The sequence below is a fragment of the Aurantimonas coralicida DSM 14790 genome (assembly GCF_000421645.1).
Taxonomy (GTDB): domain Bacteria; phylum Pseudomonadota; class Alphaproteobacteria; order Rhizobiales; family Rhizobiaceae; genus Aurantimonas; species Aurantimonas coralicida.
Map to the genome: position 1 here is coordinate 1 of NZ_ATXK01000007.1, position 18,257 is coordinate 18,257.

Annotated in this window: 12 protein-coding genes and 3 pseudogenes; 6 read left to right on the forward strand and 9 right to left on the reverse strand. The window is 59.4% G+C overall.

Annotation, left to right across the window (positions count from 1 at the left end; translation table 11 throughout):
- Positions 1-362: pseudogene (locus H536_RS0114745) on the reverse strand (integrase core domain-containing protein); the annotation flags it as partial.
- A gap of 47 nt (positions 363-409) precedes the next feature.
- On the opposite strand from H536_RS0114745, the pseudogene H536_RS22675 reads away from it, so the two are divergent.
- Positions 410-1,578 (forward strand): annotated as a pseudogene (locus H536_RS22675) (IS3 family transposase).
- A gap of 150 nt (positions 1,579-1,728) precedes the next feature.
- Here the strand turns inward: H536_RS22675 and H536_RS24445 are convergent.
- Together H536_RS24445 and H536_RS0114765 are read right to left on the reverse strand one after the other, a co-directional pair.
- Positions 1,729-3,819, reverse strand: a complete 2,091-nt coding sequence (locus H536_RS24445; RefSeq protein WP_155898505.1) for a hypothetical protein — start codon at positions 3,817-3,819, stop codon at positions 1,729-1,731.
- Positions 3,820-4,139: 320 nt separating this feature from the next.
- Positions 4,140-5,051 (reverse strand): glycosyltransferase family 8 protein, encoded by a 912-nt coding sequence (locus tag H536_RS0114765; protein WP_024351212.1) that lies wholly within the window; start codon positions 5,049-5,051, stop codon positions 4,140-4,142.
- A gap of 224 nt (positions 5,052-5,275) precedes the next feature.
- Here H536_RS0114765 and H536_RS0114770 point away from each other — a divergent pair, with 224 nt between their 5' ends.
- A complete protein-coding gene (locus H536_RS0114770) occupies positions 5,276-5,572 on the forward strand; it encodes a hypothetical protein (protein WP_024351213.1) in 297 nt (98 codons plus the stop codon).
- Between the two features lie 71 nt (positions 5,573-5,643).
- Here H536_RS0114770 and H536_RS0114775 read toward each other — a convergent pair whose 3' ends face one another.
- From H536_RS0114775 to H536_RS24450, 6 genes and pseudogenes are all read right to left on the reverse strand, one after another.
- A complete protein-coding gene (locus H536_RS0114775; protein WP_244495488.1) occupies positions 5,644-7,134 on the reverse strand; it encodes a hypothetical protein in 1,491 nt (496 codons plus the stop codon).
- Positions 7,135-7,174: 40 nt separating this feature from the next.
- A complete protein-coding gene (locus H536_RS0114780; protein ID WP_024351214.1) occupies positions 7,175-8,542 on the reverse strand; it encodes a polysaccharide biosynthesis/export family protein in 1,368 nt (455 codons plus the stop codon).
- 4 nt (positions 8,543-8,546) lie between these two features.
- Positions 8,547-9,470 (reverse strand): glycosyltransferase family 2 protein, encoded by a 924-nt coding sequence (locus H536_RS0114785; RefSeq protein ID WP_051141605.1) that lies wholly within the window; start codon positions 9,468-9,470, stop codon positions 8,547-8,549.
- Entirely contained in the window at positions 9,467-11,245 is a 1,779-nt protein-coding gene (locus H536_RS0114790) for a Wzz/FepE/Etk N-terminal domain-containing protein (protein ID WP_024351216.1), read from the reverse strand. The genes H536_RS0114785 and H536_RS0114790 overlap by 4 nt, the downstream gene beginning before the upstream one ends.
- A gap of 92 nt (positions 11,246-11,337) precedes the next feature.
- Positions 11,338-11,955 carry a sugar transferase gene (locus H536_RS0114795; protein ID WP_280512689.1) on the reverse strand — a complete coding sequence of 206 codons (618 nt, stop codon included), beginning with the start codon at positions 11,953-11,955 and terminating at the stop codon, positions 11,338-11,340.
- 182 nt (positions 11,956-12,137) lie between these two features.
- Positions 12,138-12,787: pseudogene (locus H536_RS24450) on the reverse strand (IS3 family transposase); the annotation flags it as partial.
- A gap of 453 nt (positions 12,788-13,240) precedes the next feature.
- On the opposite strand from H536_RS24450, the gene H536_RS23790 reads away from it, so the two are divergent.
- The 4 genes from H536_RS23790 to H536_RS0114830 all read left to right on the forward strand — a co-directional run bounded on the left by H536_RS23790 (position 13,241) and on the right by H536_RS0114830 (position 18,242).
- Entirely contained in the window at positions 13,241-13,936 is a 696-nt protein-coding gene (locus H536_RS23790) for a Crp/Fnr family transcriptional regulator (protein ID WP_162142668.1), read from the forward strand.
- A gap of 259 nt (positions 13,937-14,195) precedes the next feature.
- Positions 14,196-15,485, forward strand: a complete 1,290-nt coding sequence (locus H536_RS0114820) for a glycosyltransferase family 4 protein (protein ID WP_024351221.1) — start codon at positions 14,196-14,198, stop codon at positions 15,483-15,485.
- A 25-nt stretch (positions 15,486-15,510) separates the two neighbouring features.
- Positions 15,511-16,713 carry a glycosyltransferase gene (locus H536_RS0114825; protein WP_051141612.1) on the forward strand — a complete coding sequence of 401 codons (1,203 nt, stop codon included), beginning with the start codon at positions 15,511-15,513 and terminating at the stop codon, positions 16,711-16,713.
- Complete coding sequence (locus H536_RS0114830; protein WP_024351223.1) at positions 16,710-18,242, forward strand: oligosaccharide flippase family protein; 1,533 nt, start codon at positions 16,710-16,712, stop codon at positions 18,240-18,242. The genes H536_RS0114825 and H536_RS0114830 overlap by 4 nt, the downstream gene beginning before the upstream one ends.
- Positions 18,243-18,257: the final 15 nt, after the last annotated feature.

The window sequence follows — 18,257 nt, forward strand, 5'->3', positions numbered from 1 at the left end:
TGTGGTCTGTGATGGTTGTAATCCTCCTTCCATGAGGTGATGGCGCTGCGGGCCTCGGACAGTGTCGAGAACAGCGTGTCATTGAGGCACTCGTCCCTGAAGCGCCCGTTGAAGCTCTCCACGAAGGCATTCTGCATGGGCTTTCCCGGCGCGATGTAATGCCATTCGACGCCGGTCTGCTGGGACCATCGCAGGACCGCCATCGAGGTCAGTTCGGTGCCATTGTCGGAGACGATCGTAGCGGGCTGCCCACGCCAGCAGATGATGGCGTCCAACTCGCGCACGACGCGCAAGCCTGACAGCGAGGTGTCGGCGACAAGCGCCAGGCATTCCCGCGTGTAATCGTCGACCACGGTGGACCTGCCCGGGAAAAGTGGAGAGCACCAACTGAGGAACCAGGGGGTGTTCTATGGGAAACGGGAACAGGTCGACGCCGGAGTTCCGCCGTGAAGCGGTGCGGCTGGCACTGACCAGCGGCCGGACGCGGCGGGAGATCGCGGAGGATCTGGGCATTGGCTTATCGACGCTGACGCGTTGGCTAAGCCATGAGCGCGATGCCAGTGAGCCAAGCGAGGCGCCGGTCGATCTGCATGCCGAGCTGAAGCGGCTGCGGCGGGAGAATGCGGTCCTGAAGCAGGAGCGCGACATCTTAAAAAAAGCCGCGGCCTTCTTCGCGAAAGAGGGAAGTCGATGACCTTCGGCTTCATCGAGGCGGAGAAGGCCAGCTTCCCGATCAGCCGGATGTGCCGCGTTCTCGGGGTCAGCCAGAGCGGCTTCTTCGCCTGGCAGGACCGTCCGGCCTGTCGCCGCCAGCAGCAGGACATGGTCTATCTGGCACATATCCGCACGGCCTTCGCGTTGTCGAACGGCACCTACGGCAGCCCGCGCATGCACCGCGATCTCGTTGATGAGGGCCATGAGATCGGGCGACACCGCACGGCGCGGCTGATGCGCGAGAACCAGTTGATCGCGCGGCAGAAGCGGCGCTTCAAGCGCACGACGGACAGCGAGCACGCCTGGCCCGTCGCCCCGAACCTCGTGGCGCAGGACTTCACGGCGCACGGCCCGGACAGGAAGTGGGGGGCGGACATTTCCTACATCTGGACCGCGGAGGGCTGGCTCTACCTTGCCATCGTGCTCGACCTCTTCTCCCGGCGCGTCGTCGGCTGGGCCACGAGTGACCGACTGAAGCGCGACCTCGCGGTCGAAGCGCTGCGCCGTGCTCTCGTGGCTCGCAACCCGGCGCCGGAGCTGGTGCACCATTCCGACCGTGGATCGCAATACTGCTCTGTCGACTATCAGGGCTGCTACGAAGGCGCGGCATCCTGATCTCGATGAGCGGGCGCGGGAACTGCTACGATTGTGAGACTATGCGGGCAGCCTGAAGGATCTGGCCCGTGCTACGATTGACCTTGTGTCATGGCGTTGATCTGGCAGGTCGCATGGCAATCCCGCAAGCAAGCCGAGAACGCCGTCGCCAGATACATCGACGGGTTCTATAACCCCGTCAGGCGGCATTCATCGCTCGGCTTCCAGAGCCCCATAGCCTTCGAGCGAAACGCCCGGGAAGTAAGCTAAACGCTCTCCACAAAAGCCGGGCAAGTCCACAGGTCAGACTCTAATCTGCCGTGGAGGAAAAACTCAGTGGCAGGTCAGTTCCAGAAGGCACTATGAGAAAGCAGACGCGCGAACCGAAAGCCCGGGGACTAAATCAGATCGAGTGCCACCCTAATTATGGCGTCCAGGGGCATACTTCAATGCCGTAAGGCAGGTCCATCTGAACACTGGCTTCACTGATCTTGCGACAGATCCCTCCGGCCAGTAGGAGATACGGCGGGAGGACCGGCCGCTTTTCGCGAACTTCAGAAGGTTTCTCGGATGGAAGTCCATGAGTCCAGCCAACGGTTCTAGCTGCCGATGCTGTTCGTCCTCTGAATGTAAAAACTGCCCATAAGCATTCGCCTCCTCACGCAGTGGGTACTCGAAAAACATCTCTGTGACTTTCCGAGCGCTCTGCGCCAGCGCCTCGACATGATTGAACGGATCGAGCCTCGCCAGCAGAAGCATATCACCCATTTCCTGCGCGAATGCGATGACAGCTTCCTGCTGGACAATCAGCCCCCAATCCTCTGCGAGAGGGTTCTTTTCCGATTCGAGCAGCGGACCAGAAAGGCCGTCTTCTGCACGAAAATAATTTTTAGTCGTCCCATGAGTGGCTGCACAAAACACTTCGAAGAGCGGGCCCCGTTTAGCCCAATTTCCAGCCTCTAAGCCGCACAGCTCGCTGAACATCGTGAAGGTTCCGGAGTTATCCGGAAAGCTTGTGAGATCGATGTAGAAACCGTGAAGCCTCTCTTGGAACCTAGCTTCTTGCGTAGTCAAGATACGGCAGAGAGAGCGTTGCAGACGACCACGCCATCCGACGTCGACGACGCCAATGGCGCCCGGATCCAGAAGTCCCTCCTGCGCCATGTAGTCCAGGCAAGCGGCGCGACGGTATGCGCTTCGCTGAACGACGAGAGCGCGAAACTCTGACACATCGAGAGCTCGAGATATCTCGGAGACACATGCTGCCGTCAGCCTGCCGTCTGGCGGCAATCGACGCAGTTGAGACTCTGGTGGCACATGGAACAGTAGCTCGAAAGGCTGTATATCAAGCCTATCCAGATGCTCGCGAAGGGTCCTCCCTTCAGCCCCCTCCAAGATCCATTCACGATCCGCCATCCCCACCTCGACCAAGGAAGCCAAGTGAAGACTCTGGCGAGATACGTACAAGTAACGACACTCCACATTCGGCGCGAACTTGGGAGCGAGGACTTTTGCGATCTTTGTCAGTATCTCTCCGTCGCGCGCAAGGAAATAGAGCGTACGCAATCGAAGTCGCACCGCTTCGCGAAGAGACCAGATAACGAAGCTTACTAAGAGCGGACCAACCACGTTAGCCGAAACATCCCACACTGTTTGCTCATGGCTGGAGAGAAACGACCTTCTAAGACGCACAGCACGCGCGCTCCCAGCGAAGATAGAAGCAAGAAGCTCTGAATCTTCGGTAAGTTCACAGGCAGACGCTTCGTATCGGCTCGGTCGTCCCTCGAGGTAGGGAGCCGCTGGCACCCCCCAAGCGCGCGCGCGCTGAACATCGGAGCCGAAATTATCGCCGACGTGCAAGATTTTTTTCAGCGGCTGAGCGGTTCGTGCAAGGTCGGCGAAGAGTTCGCCGCTGTGCTTCGTATGACGTGACACTGATGAGGCGAAAACAGCATCCGACGGCAGACGAACTCCGCACCTTGATAGCAACTGATACAAAACTGAGTGAGGTAGACAAGTGTCGGAAATTACATACGCGCGTCCTCCGCGCGAGACAAAGTCTTTAACAATATTGATATTCGCTTCGATCGGCCGACACAAGCTCTTTTCTAAAAAAATTTCTAATTCCAAAGCTTCGATAATGTTTTCACGAGAAATAAATGCATCACTGACGAGCTTTTCGTAAATCTCCTCAAGAGTCACTTGCTTTGGATAGGTCGCTTTTGCCAGGGTTTGCTCTGCTTCGTGCCTCACGCTCCGCCAGCGCGAAGGTGTCATAAAGATGATAGAACGCTCCCGAAGTGACAATCCGTGAATAAGAAAAATATCTATCGGCCGAGAGAGCGGGCGTGTTATCAACGTATCAAAGGCATCAATCGTCAGAACTTCCGCGAGCATTAACCGTTTGTCATTTGTACGCTTGATCGGCAAGGCTCCGTGCAAATGCAGATACATAGTGCGAAAAAATGGAATTGCTGCTTTTGCTGTCGACGAATCCTGCCACGTTCTCATCTCGAGAGTCCTTTCGTAGTCGCTCGCCCGTGGCTCAGACATGTTATATCTGGGAGACGACAGTTTTTAGCTTGCGAAGACACTATCATGTTCGAGATTCGCCCTCGCGGAAGCCGTTTACGTCGTTTGTACAAAGCGAAATTTGGCGTCTACGGGTATTGTTCGTCTAGCGGGAGAGAAATGGAAGCGAATTGGAGTCGTTCGATCTCGTGTCTCTTATCCGCCCTAGCGTACTCAGCATCGCTAGCCGGTCGTGCGAAAGATGTCACTCGCAGCTGCAGGAACGTCGTGCTACTAGGGCTGACGATTGGACAGGCTCTTCAGGCAGCGTACTCGCCAACGAACAGATCCTCGATTCTCGGATTGGCGGGGGACCGATCAGCCAAGTGCGCAATTCGCTGGCGCGCAGAGCGATAAGTGTAAAGGAGCCGGCGGTTCAAACCAATCCCTCGATAGAGGGCCGCGATCGCGGGATGCTTCAGGCGCAGCTCCTTGTAAACGCCGCTCTCCTTCGCAGTCCAAGGGAAGAATGTGCCATGCCAGGGCTTCGGATGTGCCATGTAGTGAACAATCGAAAGATTGGACATCGGGACGAGGTGAAGGAACTGCTTGGGGAAATTCCAGCGGTTCGAGATCAACATTAGAGCGGGCCCGGCAACCTCGTTGAGCGCGCCTTGGTCGTGCTTACCCGCGCAGGCTTCTGGGTCGCGCTCAAACAGCGCGAGGGCCTCCTTCCCTATCCAACTGGAGCGGTGAAACTTCAGGACGCCCGCGTTGAAATAGTGGCTGTCCGTCCCGTTCACGAGGACGTCGTGAATCGCAGTGTAGTCGCGAGCGGCGAAGAAACGGCCCTCTGGCACATAGGAACACTCGAGTTGGGCGAGGCTTCCCACGATTTGCGTGTCGCCGTCGAGATAAATGACTTGCGTATAGCGGTCCGGAAGCACATCCGGCAGGACGAGTTTGGCCATGGTGCTAACGCTGATGCGCCCAGCGAAATATCGTCGGTCCAGACGTCCGAGCGCTTCCTGCAGGGGCTTCGACGCATCAATAAGGATGACGCCGGCCTCGGCCAGGACCTCAACAACCGCGTCATCGTTCGCAAGCGTCTCAAAGGTAAGGATGAGAACGTCCGTGTCCGGGGCCGCAAAGGCGCGAGCCTGTAGTGCGGACAAGATGGTCGGAAACGCGTATTCGAGGTCGGTTACGTAGACGATGCACTGGTGGTCCATGATTAACTCCCTCATCTCTCCAGCTCGGCCGGCGCGCTGGCGTTCCCGCCCGGCAGTCGCGCAGAATTCGATACGGCGCCGCCCCGCAGGAGAGCCGGAGCGCTGCTTCCGAGCCGATGGGGTGCGTCACTTTGCGAGATGCGGCGATGTGGATCGCGCGATCGCGTGGTAAGCTTCGCAACATCGAGGCATGATTTTATGCGCGCAAGGTAGGGAGGTGAACGATGCTCAATGCGGCCATACTGTCCGTCCTCGCCTCGATCGCAGCCGGGGTCTATATCCGGGCATGGGCGTTCTTGTGTTTCACAGTAGTAATCGCGATGACGGCCGGGGTGATCCTTTCGGATGGCAGCGTATCTGGCGTTATCTTCACCCTGATGGGGTTCCTTGCGATCATGCAAATTGGATATTTCGTCGGCGCCTTCTTGGCCGAGTTCGCGCGACGCCACCAGCGGCGCACCGAGACAAAGCCGATCGGCGAGTCTTCGGCTCAACAGGCCCAGCAGCGAAACGGGCGCTGAGTGGGTGGACCGGGCGAGCGGATTAAGGCCTTTGATCTGGAGACTAGCCCGCGGGACAAGCGATGTGACCATCAGGCACGCGCGCCTTCGCTCTGAAGAGCGGTCGAGAGGCGGTCAGCACCTTGCCGCACCTGCAACTGTCCGACGTCGAGGGCTCTGCGCGCTCTTGGCCCTTCGTACATTGGCCCGAGAGCGTATCCCGCTGCCAGTCCGCTTGTAACGCTGAACAAAAGGCCGAGATCGGTGCTGCTGCCGGATACAGTAGCAGAAGTGATCTGCGCGAACGAGGAGATCAATGCAGCGAGCCCGAGGGTCCGCTGATTGGCAGAGGCCAGCCTCTGGCGCAAAACTCCGGCGACCAGACGGACGAGGAAAAAGCAAAAGAGCAAGGTTCCGAAAAGTCCAACATTTGACAGGAGCGCGACTAGAAAACTCGACGCACGGACCGTCCCCAAACCCGCGCCGAGAAGCGAGGTTTCGATGAAGCTGACGAGCGCAAGAGTGTTCCAGGCCGTTCGTTCCTCTCCCGACTGCGACTGCATCTTCTGCGCTATCGCCCCGTTGAACAGGTCGCTCATCGCCGCATAGGCTTGGGGCGATAGCATTAGCCCCATGAAGGCCAGCGGACCGACGATCAGGAGGCTCGCGAGGAAGAGATTGTGGCGGCGATGCGCCCGCCCGGTCGCCAAACTCACTAGGCAGAAGCACACGACCATGGCGATGACAACGAGGCTGGCCAAATAAGCTGTTGTCGAGGTGCTGAAGAGCACTGCCGCCGCAAGTAGTAGGGTGATGAGTCCTATTGCTCGGGCCGGATACTGATCGAGCCACAGGATCACAAGAAACGTGCACAAGGCGAGTGCAACAGAGCCGAAAGCACTGGCCTCGGGGTAGGAGCCGACGATGCGCTTGAAGCCGTGGAATGTTGCGCCAGTGTGCAGAGTGTAGTTCGCGTTCCGAATCGGGTCCAACAGATCCGCATGGCCAGTGAAATAAGTGCCTAGGTCGAGCACGGCGAAGAGGAGGCATGTGGCGCTCATCACGATTAGCGCGCGCACGATAGCGCCAGCGTAGCCGAACCGTGCGAGGCCGGCCACTAGCAGGAAGCACACGAGATCGCCGAGGAGATACACCGACTGCGTCACGTTCGACGATCCCGGCGCGAGCGGTGCAGCGATCGTCTTCATCATGCCGGAATGGTCGCGGGCGGAGGAGTAGACCAGCGTTGCGCCGGCGAAGATGCGCGGGAGGAAGATCGCCGTCATGACGGAGAAGAGAACATAGGCGGCGAACCAGAAGCCCGCGCCGCGAGAGCCCATAGCAGAACACGCGGCCGTGGCCTGACCGGGACGTAGAATAAGGCCGCAGAGGAGAAACGGCAGGAGAAAATGGCTGGGCTGGATGCTTGCGCCTCCGAGGACTGGCATCTGCAGCACGGCTGCACTGCCCAAGAGAATGGCGAGGCACAAAACGGCCATGGCGAACCGCGCGCCCAGGAAGATCGCGAGCAAACCGCACAAGATGACCAGATATCCAAGCGGCTCAATGTTCACTACGCGCACGCCCCGTCTTTTGATGTTCGATAGTCGCGATATCACCGCCCTACAAACCCACGGCAGCTCCAACGCGTCCGGAGGCGGTATCAGATTCGTTGCCGGTGGCTGCGCTCGCATCATCTCCGGCAACGCTCGGGCTAAGCGACTGCGCGAGATCGAGCGTCACCTTGACTAGATCATGCGGAAGCAGAACTGTCGTTTCCTCGGCGGCAATCGTTTGGGGCGTCCCGTCCTTCTTGCCCCGGACGATCTCGAAACGCGGTCGCGCGCCACCTTTGATAGAGTTGGCTTCCATTGCTTCAAACGCGCCAGCGCTGTAACCGGCTTGCTCGCCGAGGAGTTGGGCAACCTGCATGTCAACTTCAGTTTTGCGAAGAACTAGCTCAAGCGTGTTCAGCTCCTGCTGGTTTTCCGCGTTGCGCGTGTTGACGATGTCGGCCCGATCCCTCTTGCTTTCCTCTAGGGCTTGGCGCGCCTTGGTCAACGCGATCTCTAGATCGAGAAGCTGGCTCTGGGCATCGGCGAGGGCACGATCGAGACCAAACTGGCGTGCGTTGTTCGTCAAACCCCGGTCACGCAAGCTACTTACGGCTTCGAGTTCCTGGCGCGCCATGGCAACCTGTCGATCCTGCGAGACCATCTTTGCTTCAAGCGTCTCGATCTGCTGCTCGTAGAGACTGATCAGATCGTCGGTGCTGGCACGACGACTTTCGAGCTCGACTCTTCGCATGAGCATGAGGTCGAGTTCCTGCGCATGCCCCGTCTCGATACCGGGCGCGTCGGCTATTGCTCCCGGGATCGCAAACGTTTCCCGCCCTGCGATTTCTGCCTGCAAGCGCGCGCGTCGCATCAGGAGATCACGCTGGGTCGTCAATGCGGTGCGATAATCGCCCGCCGCCTGAATTCGATTGCGTTCGAAGGAGGCGGTGTCGAAATCGGTCGCCCGTTCGAGCCCGCCGGCCAGACTCACGGCCTTTAACACCGTCATCCCCGGTTCGAAACTGTAGCGGCCGGGGGTCGTAATCTTACCAGTCACGAAAATGGGCGCGTGTTGCACGATCTCTGCGGACACAAAGGGTTCGAATGCCAATCCCGTGCCTTCCGCCAACGCCGACGCTATAGCTTTCGCGACCTCGTCCGTAGTAAGACCGGCCGCCTTCACCTGCCCGGCGATGGGAATGGCGAGCGCGCCGGCATCATTAACGCCGTACGTGCCTTCAACGGCCTCCCAACCGATGTAGCGACCTTCGCCGGGTTGCCATTCGACAATGCGCAACGCAATCTTGTCCTCTGGGACGAGCGTGTAGGGCGCCGCCCCCGCGAGGCTTGAAAAAGCGAGAATACCGATAAAGACAACGAGCGTTGCGGCCGCGCGACTGCGGAAGGCCTTCCAGCGTAGCGAATGCTTCTCCATAAGCTCAACCCCTTTTAACGGGAGATAGCGCGGTAGCCGAGCGGCGCGAGCTCCCCTCCATGTCAAGGATCCGACCCGGCGAAACTCGGAATCGGACGACGTCCGCGAGAGCCGAGAGATTGCCTTTCAGACGGCCGCGACGGTCGATCTGCGCATCGCCCCGAAGGCTTCCGAAGATGTTGGCGAGAACATTGCGTCCCATCTGTGCGAGTGCACGCGGAGTCGACATCGTGCCCTTGGCGATGAGACGGCTCGGATTTGCGATCTGCGAGTAGCCAAGTCGCAGGCCGGGTTGGCGCCCGGAGCGCACGCCGAGATGCACGCCTACCGCCCCTGCCACCTTCAGGCAGCGACCATGTGCGGCCAACGCCCGGCTGAAATCGACGTCCTCGAGCCAGCCATAGAGTGGGAGCTCTTCGTCGAAAGCAAGAGAGTGTTCTTTGACGGGCTGCAACCGGATCGCCATGTTGCAGCCATAGGCATTGTAGACTGGTTGGATCAAACAACTATTGCGGTCAGCTTGATAAATAATCGCGAGCGAGTCCGAAAACGCTATCGGCTCACCGAGAATGCCGTCCGCGACCACGTGCCCGGTGGCGATTACGGCCGTCTCGTCGGCGGCGAAGGCCGCCTTCATGCGCCGCACATAGTCCGGCGCGGGGGTGAAGTCATCATCAAGGAACACTAAGAAATCGGACTGCGCGTCCAACGCGTCTGCGATAATCTGGTTGCGCTGACGCGTCAGGCCCCGCGGCCCGACGACGACGTGGACGTCGGGACAACCAGACATGTCGCCGGCGTCCTCCCACGCCGGCACGCAAACCACGATCCGATCGCCCGGATCGAGAATTGAAGCGAGGTAGACAATGGTGTCGCCCAGCGTTTGCGGGCGCCCAGCTGAGGCGATTCCGATTGTCGCTCGTATCATGCATGCCCCCGCGGGACTTTGTTGACGATGGCACCGAGCACCGTGCCCCCAAGCGTGCGGAATACATCAACTGCCGAAGCGGCAGCCTCCAGCCCGCTGCGGCCATGGCTCGCGACAAGAAGAATGCCGTCTAGTTCCGGAGCTATCGCGCGCACATCAGGTGTTGTGGAAAACGCCGCCAGATCGACGATTACCATGTCGAAGCGGCTTTTGAGGTCTTCGAGCTTAAGCGCAGTGCGCTGAGATCCGAGCCGAGCTGCCGGACTTGCGCCCGGGGATGAGCCGAGCGGCAGAAAAACGAGCTCATCGGTGATCGGCACGAACGCCTCACTGAGGCGGGAACTGTCTTCCAAGAGCTCTCCAAGACCGGGCCCGCTGTCCCGCAAGAGCGATAGGCTCAACTCGCCGTTCGGTGCCGCATCCACGAGCAGGGTCCTGCAGCCCGACGCGGCGGTGAATAATGCCAGTTCGAGCGCAATCGACGATGCACCCGAGCCGGGGTCCAGCGGAACAAGGCCGATCAGCGAAACCTTCTTCCGGCGTAGCGCGGACACAAAGGCGCCTAGTTCCTCAATGCCTGGGATCGTAGGCCTCAGATAGGCAAAGCCCGGCGCGCCGGGCTTCGATTTGGCGAAACGCGAGCGTAGACGCCGCACCTTCCAGCCCCGCGTCTTGCGCGCGTTGACGACGAAAGGAAGTTGCGCAAGTTCGGCGAGATGATCGGCTCGGTGGAGACGTTTGTCACCCGCATGGCGTGCCAAGCCCGACATTAGCCCGAGCCCCGCCCCGAGCAATAAGGCGAAGGCGAGGACCAGTCCCGATCGGGGCCGCGCTTTTGTCAAAGGCGGCGTTGCGTTGGAGATCACCGTCGCATCTGACATCGGATAGGAGATGCGCTGTTTGACTTTGGTATACTCGGTCAAGGTGTTCTCGTACAGCGCGCGCTGGGCATTGGCCGCGCTCTCCAGTTCAGCGAGCTGAAACTGGTTGCGTGGCCCTGTACCGCCGCCCTTGAATGCGGCAAGCGCGGCCGCCGCCTTGGCGAGCGCGCTTTGCTGCTCGGCGACGAAACGACCCAGCCATTCGCTATAATGCCGCGCACCGTCGGCTTTCATGGCGAGATTCTTCTCTATGTAATGTGCTGCGAGAGAATTCGCAATCTTTGCGGCAAGCTCGGGATCGTGCCCGGAAGCGGTGATCTCTATGATCATTGAGCCCCCGACGCGTCTGAGGCTGACGAGCTCCCGAAGTCGCGCTACAGCACGATAAAGGGGATCGATGGCATCCGCAGAATCGACTGAAGGGACGTCGAGTATAGTTCCCGCCATCTCGACGCCATCGCTGTACCGATCTACTTCAACGATAAGGCTCAGGAGCCAGCTTTTAATCTGTCGACGCAGGTCCTTCTCGGTCGCGGTGAAATCAGGATCATCTATTAGATCCAACGCTGAAGCGGTGGCGGCAAGGACGTCGGTTGAACGGGCGACCTCGATCTGCCCTTCCACAAAGGCATTCTCCGCCGAAGCATTCTGCGCCGGGTCTCCGGCGGTGGTGAACTCCACGAGCAGCTGAGTGGCCGCCACATATGTGGGCTTCGTAACCCAAAGATACGCCGCGGCAAGCGCACCGACCAGAACAGGCCCCGCCAAAATCCACATCCACCGCTGGCGCAGGAAAAATGCAATGTTGCGCCAGGACAGCCGGTAGGCGTCCGCAGGAGGTTGGCCGCCCGGCAATGCGAACACAGTTGGGTACTGCGTAGTGTGGGTAGACATTTGCGAACATTCAGATGGAGGCCTGGCCCGCTTGCTATGAGCCGAATTAAGGCAGTTAATCGCTTCGACTAGAAGCCGGCTTGCCTGGCGGTTCAGTAAGCTCCGCGCCTAGAAAACAGGACCGGAACGGTCTTGAGAATGATCTTTAGGTCAGCGGCAAGAGACCAGTTCGTGACGTAGCCAACGTCGAGCGCCACGCGCTGTTCATAGCCCACATCGCTCCGGCCACTCGCTTGCCATTGCCCGGTCAAACCCGGCCGAACGGCCAAATACATGGACTTGTGTGCGCCATAGAGCGCCAGTTCATCGGCAATCACCGGCCGCGGGCCGACGAGGCTCATTTCGCCTCGCAGAACGTTTATCAACTGCGGAAGCTCGTCGAGGCTTGTGCGACGCAGGACGCTTCCTACGAATGTGATCCGCGGGTCGCATTTTAGCTTACATGACGCGTCCCACTCCCGCCGAGCATCTGGATTCTCTCTCAACAATTCTGCGAGGCAGAGATCTGAGTCTTCTCGCATCGTGCGAAATTTCAAGCAACCAAACTGTGCACCTCGGAAACCAATCCGCGGGTGACAGTAGAACACTGAACCCTTGTCGGAAATCTTGATGATCAACGCAAGAATGATCATCAAGGGAAACAATGCGACTATGGCACATAGCGATACTACGACGTCGAATATTCGCTTAAGAGTCCCGCCGAGCGCCACCTGCGACTCACCTGTGTTGGTGGCATTATCTACTAAACGGAGCCCCGGAACGCTAAGCCTTCTCGAGTAATTTTCCAAGGTTTTACTCCAGATTCTGCTTCTCTAAATTCAGGATGACGAAGGGTTCCCATCCTGTCTGTGACCCCGGTCACAAAGTTAACTTTCGGTTAAACACGTTCGCAGGGCCTCGTCACCGGCAGCCTGCGCAAGAGATAGGGATAGATCTTGTGGCCCGGCGCAGGTTTCGAGGTGTTCGGCCTGCGGTAAATCGCCTCGATCGCCAGTCGCTTCATCAGCGTCGCGACATGAAGGCGGCCGACGACTATGCCTTCCCCGCCGAGGATGTCGCGCAGCATCCGGCTACCGGCAAAGGGATATTCCAGATGCAGCTCGTCGATCCGCCGCATCAACGCGAGGTCGGCGGAGGGAACCGGGCGCGGCAGGTAGTAGACGCTCCCCCGGCTGATCCCGAGTTCACGTGCCTGCCGGGCGATCGGCAGATCGTGCGACCGGTCGATCATCGTCTTGCGCTCGGCAACAGTCCGACCTTGTCGAGCGCGCCTTCCAAAAAATCGTTCGCCAGCGTCAGCTCCCCAATCTTGGCATGCAGCGTCTTCACGTCGACCGTCGGCGCCGCGGCAATAGCAGTCGCTTCCGGCCCAAAGACACCGGCGGCACCTTCCAGGAGCCGGGAACGCCACTGCGTAATCTGATTGGGATGCACATCGAACTGCTGTGCCAACTCGGCCAGCGTCTTCTCACCGCGCACCGCAGCGAGCGCCACCTTCGCCTTGAAGGCAGAGCTGTGGTTCCGCCTGGGTCTCTTTGTCATCGTCTCTCCTGATCACGGCCATCCTGGCCGCCTTCAGGCAGACAATCTACTCAGCCCGCTGTGCAGATTGGCCAAGCCACCTCAGTTTCCACCCGGCATCGAGGCGGCCGCTCAACCCTTTCGAAATGGCCTCTCAAAGAGGTAGTCGCCATGCGACGCATGCTGCGATCAGATATGGAAGAGCAACCGCGTGAAAGTTGGAACTCACCCGGGCAGAGGTACAGAAGTTCACCTGCCCCGGTCTTCGACGACCGCTATTCCCTCGTTGAATTTAAGGGCGCTTCGGAGGCTCGCAGTAGGAGTCGATCGGTCTTTATCAATTCTAGTGTTGACCTCACGTAATCCCTCATGATTAAGATAATTTTCGGATTTGCTTGATGCCGCTGCGGCAGTCCTTGCGATCCATCCGCGCATATTACGATGCGGAGCAACCAGTGTGGCATAGTATCGCGCATGATGACCCATAGTGATCGGAAATCTGCACCGTCATCCGTCGTGCCCTGCAATTTCGATGCAGGTGTTTCCGCCGATCTGCCGTTTCCAGCCGCCGCGCACCGGAGCTTTCGACGCGGAGACGTTGTGATGGGCGTTGACGCTTCAAGCGACACATTTGCGTTCGTTAGATCTGGAATCGTTAACGGCGTTGCATCGCACTACGACGGACGTGAATTCATCCTAGACGTTCTGAGCAAAGGGAGGTTCATCGGCGAATTCGAGGTCCTTCGCCGATGTTCGTCGTCCCTCGAATTTCGGTCGGCGACCGACTGCACGCTCGATTATTATGACGGACGTCATCTTCGCGAACTCTGTCGGCGCGATGAGGAGTTTAAAGAGCGGATCCTTCGGCGCGCGCTCGAACGCGTCGTTGAACTCGAAGAACGCGTAGTCGACAAGGCTTATCACAGCCTTCCGGTGCGGGTAGCCAAGGTACTCTTGCGCCTATCTCGCGTCTATGGATCTGAGACCGGCGTTGACAGCGACGAGTTGGCGATTCTCCAGCATGATCTCGCCGCCACCCTTCCGGCGTCTCGCGAGAAGGTGAACAAGGCTTTGCGGCGTCTGCGCGAACACGCTGTGGTCGATATCCAGCACGGGGTCATCCGCATTCTCGATCGAAACGCCCTCAGACTTCATGCGGAATCCGATTGAACAGCGGCACGCGCGACTCCTCTCGGCCCCAAACGTGGCACAGGCAGTTAACATCTGGACCAGGTCTGGCGAAGTCGGACTCACCTTCTGGATCTGCGAGCATGCGGGCGTTCACAAACGGGGGGGGTGGCGCGGGGATCACTGACCCTATTCCGCCCCGCGCATATCAGAGTTTCGGGATTGGGGATCGCTAGTGCCAAGTCTTTGTCAACAATCCCAGTCGAAGCCTGAGGGGACTCTCGTCGCGCTCCAGCGACCGGTGCAGGACGTCTCCTTCCGGCGGCCCCTCACCCATGGCGTCGGTCGGCTGGTCGTCATCGATGATTATTCTCTAGCGCGAGGCGGTGCAACAGCGTTGGCACTTGCTTGCGCCAAGGGAATGCGCGCGGCGAACATTCCTGTGGTCTATCTGTGCGGCGACGAGGGCGACAACGAGGAGTTGCGCACACTCGGGATCGAGGTAGTCGCCCTGGGGCAGAAGGATCTGCTTCACACCTCGCGTATGCGGGCGTTTACAGTAGGCCTTCACAATCTCGCGGCACGACATCTGATCGAGCAGTGGATTGCGCGCTTCGACGATGAGCGGACCGTCTATCACGTACACGGCTGGTCCAAGATTCTCTCGCCATCGATCTTCGCGGCGTTGAAGCCCGTGGCCCGTCGTTGCGTGATCCACGCTCACGACTTCTTTGCTGCCTGCCCGAACGGCTCCTTCTACGATTATCGTCGAAACGTGATCTGCGAGCGGCGTCCCTTGAGCTCCAGTTGCGTCTTAGCCCGATGCGACAAACGGAGTTACGCCCAGAAACTCTGGCGGGTCGCTCGCGGCTCGAGCGTGGCCGCGGGGCTCTCCGGCGAGCCGGACTTCGCGAAAATCGTCCTGCTCCACCCTCAAATGGTCGAGTTCTTCGTGCGAAGCGGCTATGATGAGAACCGGCTGACGACGATCCGCAACCCGGCGGGTGCCTTCACGACAGAGCGAATCTGCGCTGAAGCAAACGATGAATTCGTCTTCATCGGACGCCTAGACGAGGAAAAAGGCATCGAAGATGTCCTGACTGCCGTAGAGAAGTCCGGTGTCCGGCTTAAAGTCATCGGCGACGGGCCACTCATCGAGCGCGTACGCGCCAGCACCGGTGATGTGAAGGCCACGGGGTGGCTGTCGCATGCTGAAATTGCAGGGACGATCAGCAGCGCCCGAGCTCTCGTCATGGGTTCGCGTTATCCGGAGCCGTTCGGCATGGTTGCAATAGAGGCGGCCAAGAGCGGATTACCCGTCATTCTCCCAAAGAGCGCGTTCCTAGCCGGCGAGATGACCGCTGCCGGTTTCGCTATCTCCTGCGATACGCGGGATGCGGACGCCTTCGCTCATGTCCTGACCGATTATGCGAGATTCTCTGAAACTGAGGTCAAAGGAATGAGCGAACGAGCTTATAGCCTATCTCCCGCTTTTTCCCTTAACCACGACACTTGGTGTGTCGCGCTTCAAGACGAGTATCACGACATCTTGGGTAGAGAAGCTTTAGTCACGATCGGTCGGGATCGATGACGCTCTGATGATGATCGGAACGACGATGGAAGCGGATCTGGCAACCGCAGAAGACACGGCCACGGTAAGCAGCGCCGGAACTGCAGGATCGCCAGACTTGGCTACCCTGCGCGTCGCCATCGTTCACTACTGGCTCGTATCAATGCGAGGCGGTGAAAAGGTTATCGAGCAACTCTGCAAGCTCTTCCCGCAGGCCGATATTTTCACACTCGTTTGCGACCCATCGCGGCTTAGCGACGATCTTAGATCGAAAGCCATCCACACCTCGTTTCTGCAGCGGATTCCGGGAGCCCGTCGACATTACACCAAGATGTTGCCGCTGATGCCCTTCGCGCTTGAGCAGTTTGATCTGCAGGATTACGATCTGATCCTTTCGAGCGAATCTGGGCCGGCTAAGGGGATCGTCCCCCGGTCTGACGCGGTGCATATCTGCTACGTTCATTCGCCGATGCGCTATGTGTGGGATCAGTTCCACGCCTATCGCCGGGAACTTTCCCTTCCGGGTCGTCTGGCTATGACGCTGGCCGGCCCTCCCCTCCGAGCCTGGGATGTAACCACCGCTGCTCGGGTCGATACCTTCGTTGCCAATTCATATTATGTGGCCGGGCGGATCCGGCGCTTCTACAATCGCGCGGCCACGGTCGTTTATCCGCCGGTCGCTGTGCTTGATTTTCAGCTTGCCCGAGACCGGGGTGACTTTTACCTCTGCGCCGGACAACTAACTGGATACAAGCGCGTTGACATCGCAGTCGAAGCCTGTACCGCCACCGGTCGCAGTCTCGTCGTGATCGGAGAGGGAGAGCAAGAGAAACGGTTGAAGAGGACAGCCGGCCCCTCCGTCCGGTTCCTTGGTCACCAGCCCTTCAGCGTCTTGAAGGATCACCTGACGCGCTGCCGTGCCCTTCTTTTTCCCGGCGTGGAAGATTTCGGCATCGTGCCGATCGAGGCCATGGCCTCGGGCCGCCCCGTCATCGCTTTCGACGCCGGCGGCGCGAAGGAAACCGTTTCGAATTCGGACGTGGGTCTGCGCTTTCCTAGCCAAAGCGCGGCATCGCTTATCGAAGCTCTGGATGAGTTCGAACGGCGGGAAGCTAACTTTGATCCTCTCGCGATCCGCGTCCATAGTAAGCAATTCTCCGAAGCGATCTTCCGCAGTCGGTTCGAGGAGGTCGTAAGACGCAGTTTTGCGAGGTGCCGCGCGGGCGGAGCCGAGGCGGTGTCCCCATGAGTTTGCGCCCGTCGCGGGGAGATCGACCGCCGGCGTCGAACGTTTCCATCTCCACGACGCGGGCCGGGTTTTGGCTGCTGAGCGGCAAGTTTCTCGCCCGCTCGCTTGACCTCGTCAGCCTCTTGGTGCTCGCACGGCTTCTAAGCCCTGAGGATTTCGGCCTGGTCGCGATCGCAACCACGGTGCTTGTGATTGTGGAAACCGTGTTCGACCTTCCTTTGGTCCAGGCGCTCGTGCGCCAAGGCGATCTCAGCGATTCCATGCTGACGACGGCCTTTACGCTCGGCTTGATGCGCGGCCTGACAATCTGTCTTATCATGGTGCTGGCCGCCTGGCCGCTGGCATGGATCTACGGCGACCCCCGGCTTACTGCCCTTCTAGCGGCGCTCGCCCTCGCTCCGGCGATGCGCAGCGTAGTTAGCCCGCGGCTCGTCCTCTTTATGCAACGCTTCGATTTCCGTCCGGAGTTCGCGCTCGACCTTATCCAGAAAGGCGCTACTTTGGCTGTCGCAATTGTGGCCGCAATCCTCACAGGGAGCTATTGGAGCCTTGCGATTGGCTCGGTAGTGGGACCCACAGCAGCCGCCGCCGCCTCATACGTCATCGCTCCGATGCGGCCGGCCTTCGGTCTATCCGAATGGGCGCGCTTCAAGGACATGATCGGCTGGCACACGGTCGCTCAGGTGCTTAGCGCCTTCACTTGGCAGATCGACAGGCTTCTACTACCCCGTTTCACCAGCCTGAGCGTTTTCGGCAATTTCACCGTGGCCGACAATCTGGCGAGCATCCCGCACCAGACGTTCGTCGGACCGTTGATCCGACCGCTGATGGCAGCCTTTTCAAAGTTCGAGCCGGGAACCCCGCCCCTCGCGGCCGCCTTCCTCAAGGCGACCCATGCGTTGGTTCTCGTGGGTGCGCCAATCCTGATTGTCCTAGCTTTCCTCGCCGAGCCAGTCATCGCCGTGGTTGCGGGCAGCGGGTGGGATGCGGCCGCGTTAATCCTCCAATGGCTTTGTTTTGCGAGCCTGATCGGTCTTCCGGCCATCGCGATGCCACCGCTCGCCATGGTGCTGGATCGTACGCAATACGCGACGCTGCGGATGGCCCTCGAATTTGCGGCGAGAGTCCCATTGACCGTCGCGGGACTGATGCTGTTCGGACTGATGGGAGCGCTCTTCGCTCGCGTCGCCTCGGCGGTCGTTGCTTATCTAGCCTCCGCGTTCCTCTCTCGCCGACTGATCGGCGTCAGCCTAGCCCTTCAATTTCGCACTCTGTTGTTATCACTGCTGCCGGCGCTGCCGATGATCGCCTTCCTCGCATTCGCCCAGTCCGAATTGGCCGGAGATATCGTGGACCTGCGTCTGATCCTAACCCTCGGGACCAGCGTAGCCCTCGCCCTAGGAATTTTTTGGGTATCGGCCCTTGCGCTGTGGACTCTGCGCGGTAGGCCCGCCGGCCTTGAGTCGACGATCGTTCAGATGGCGGCCGACCTTCTGGAAGGATGGCGGCAAATACCCCGTAAACCCTGACCGCTTCTTCACGGG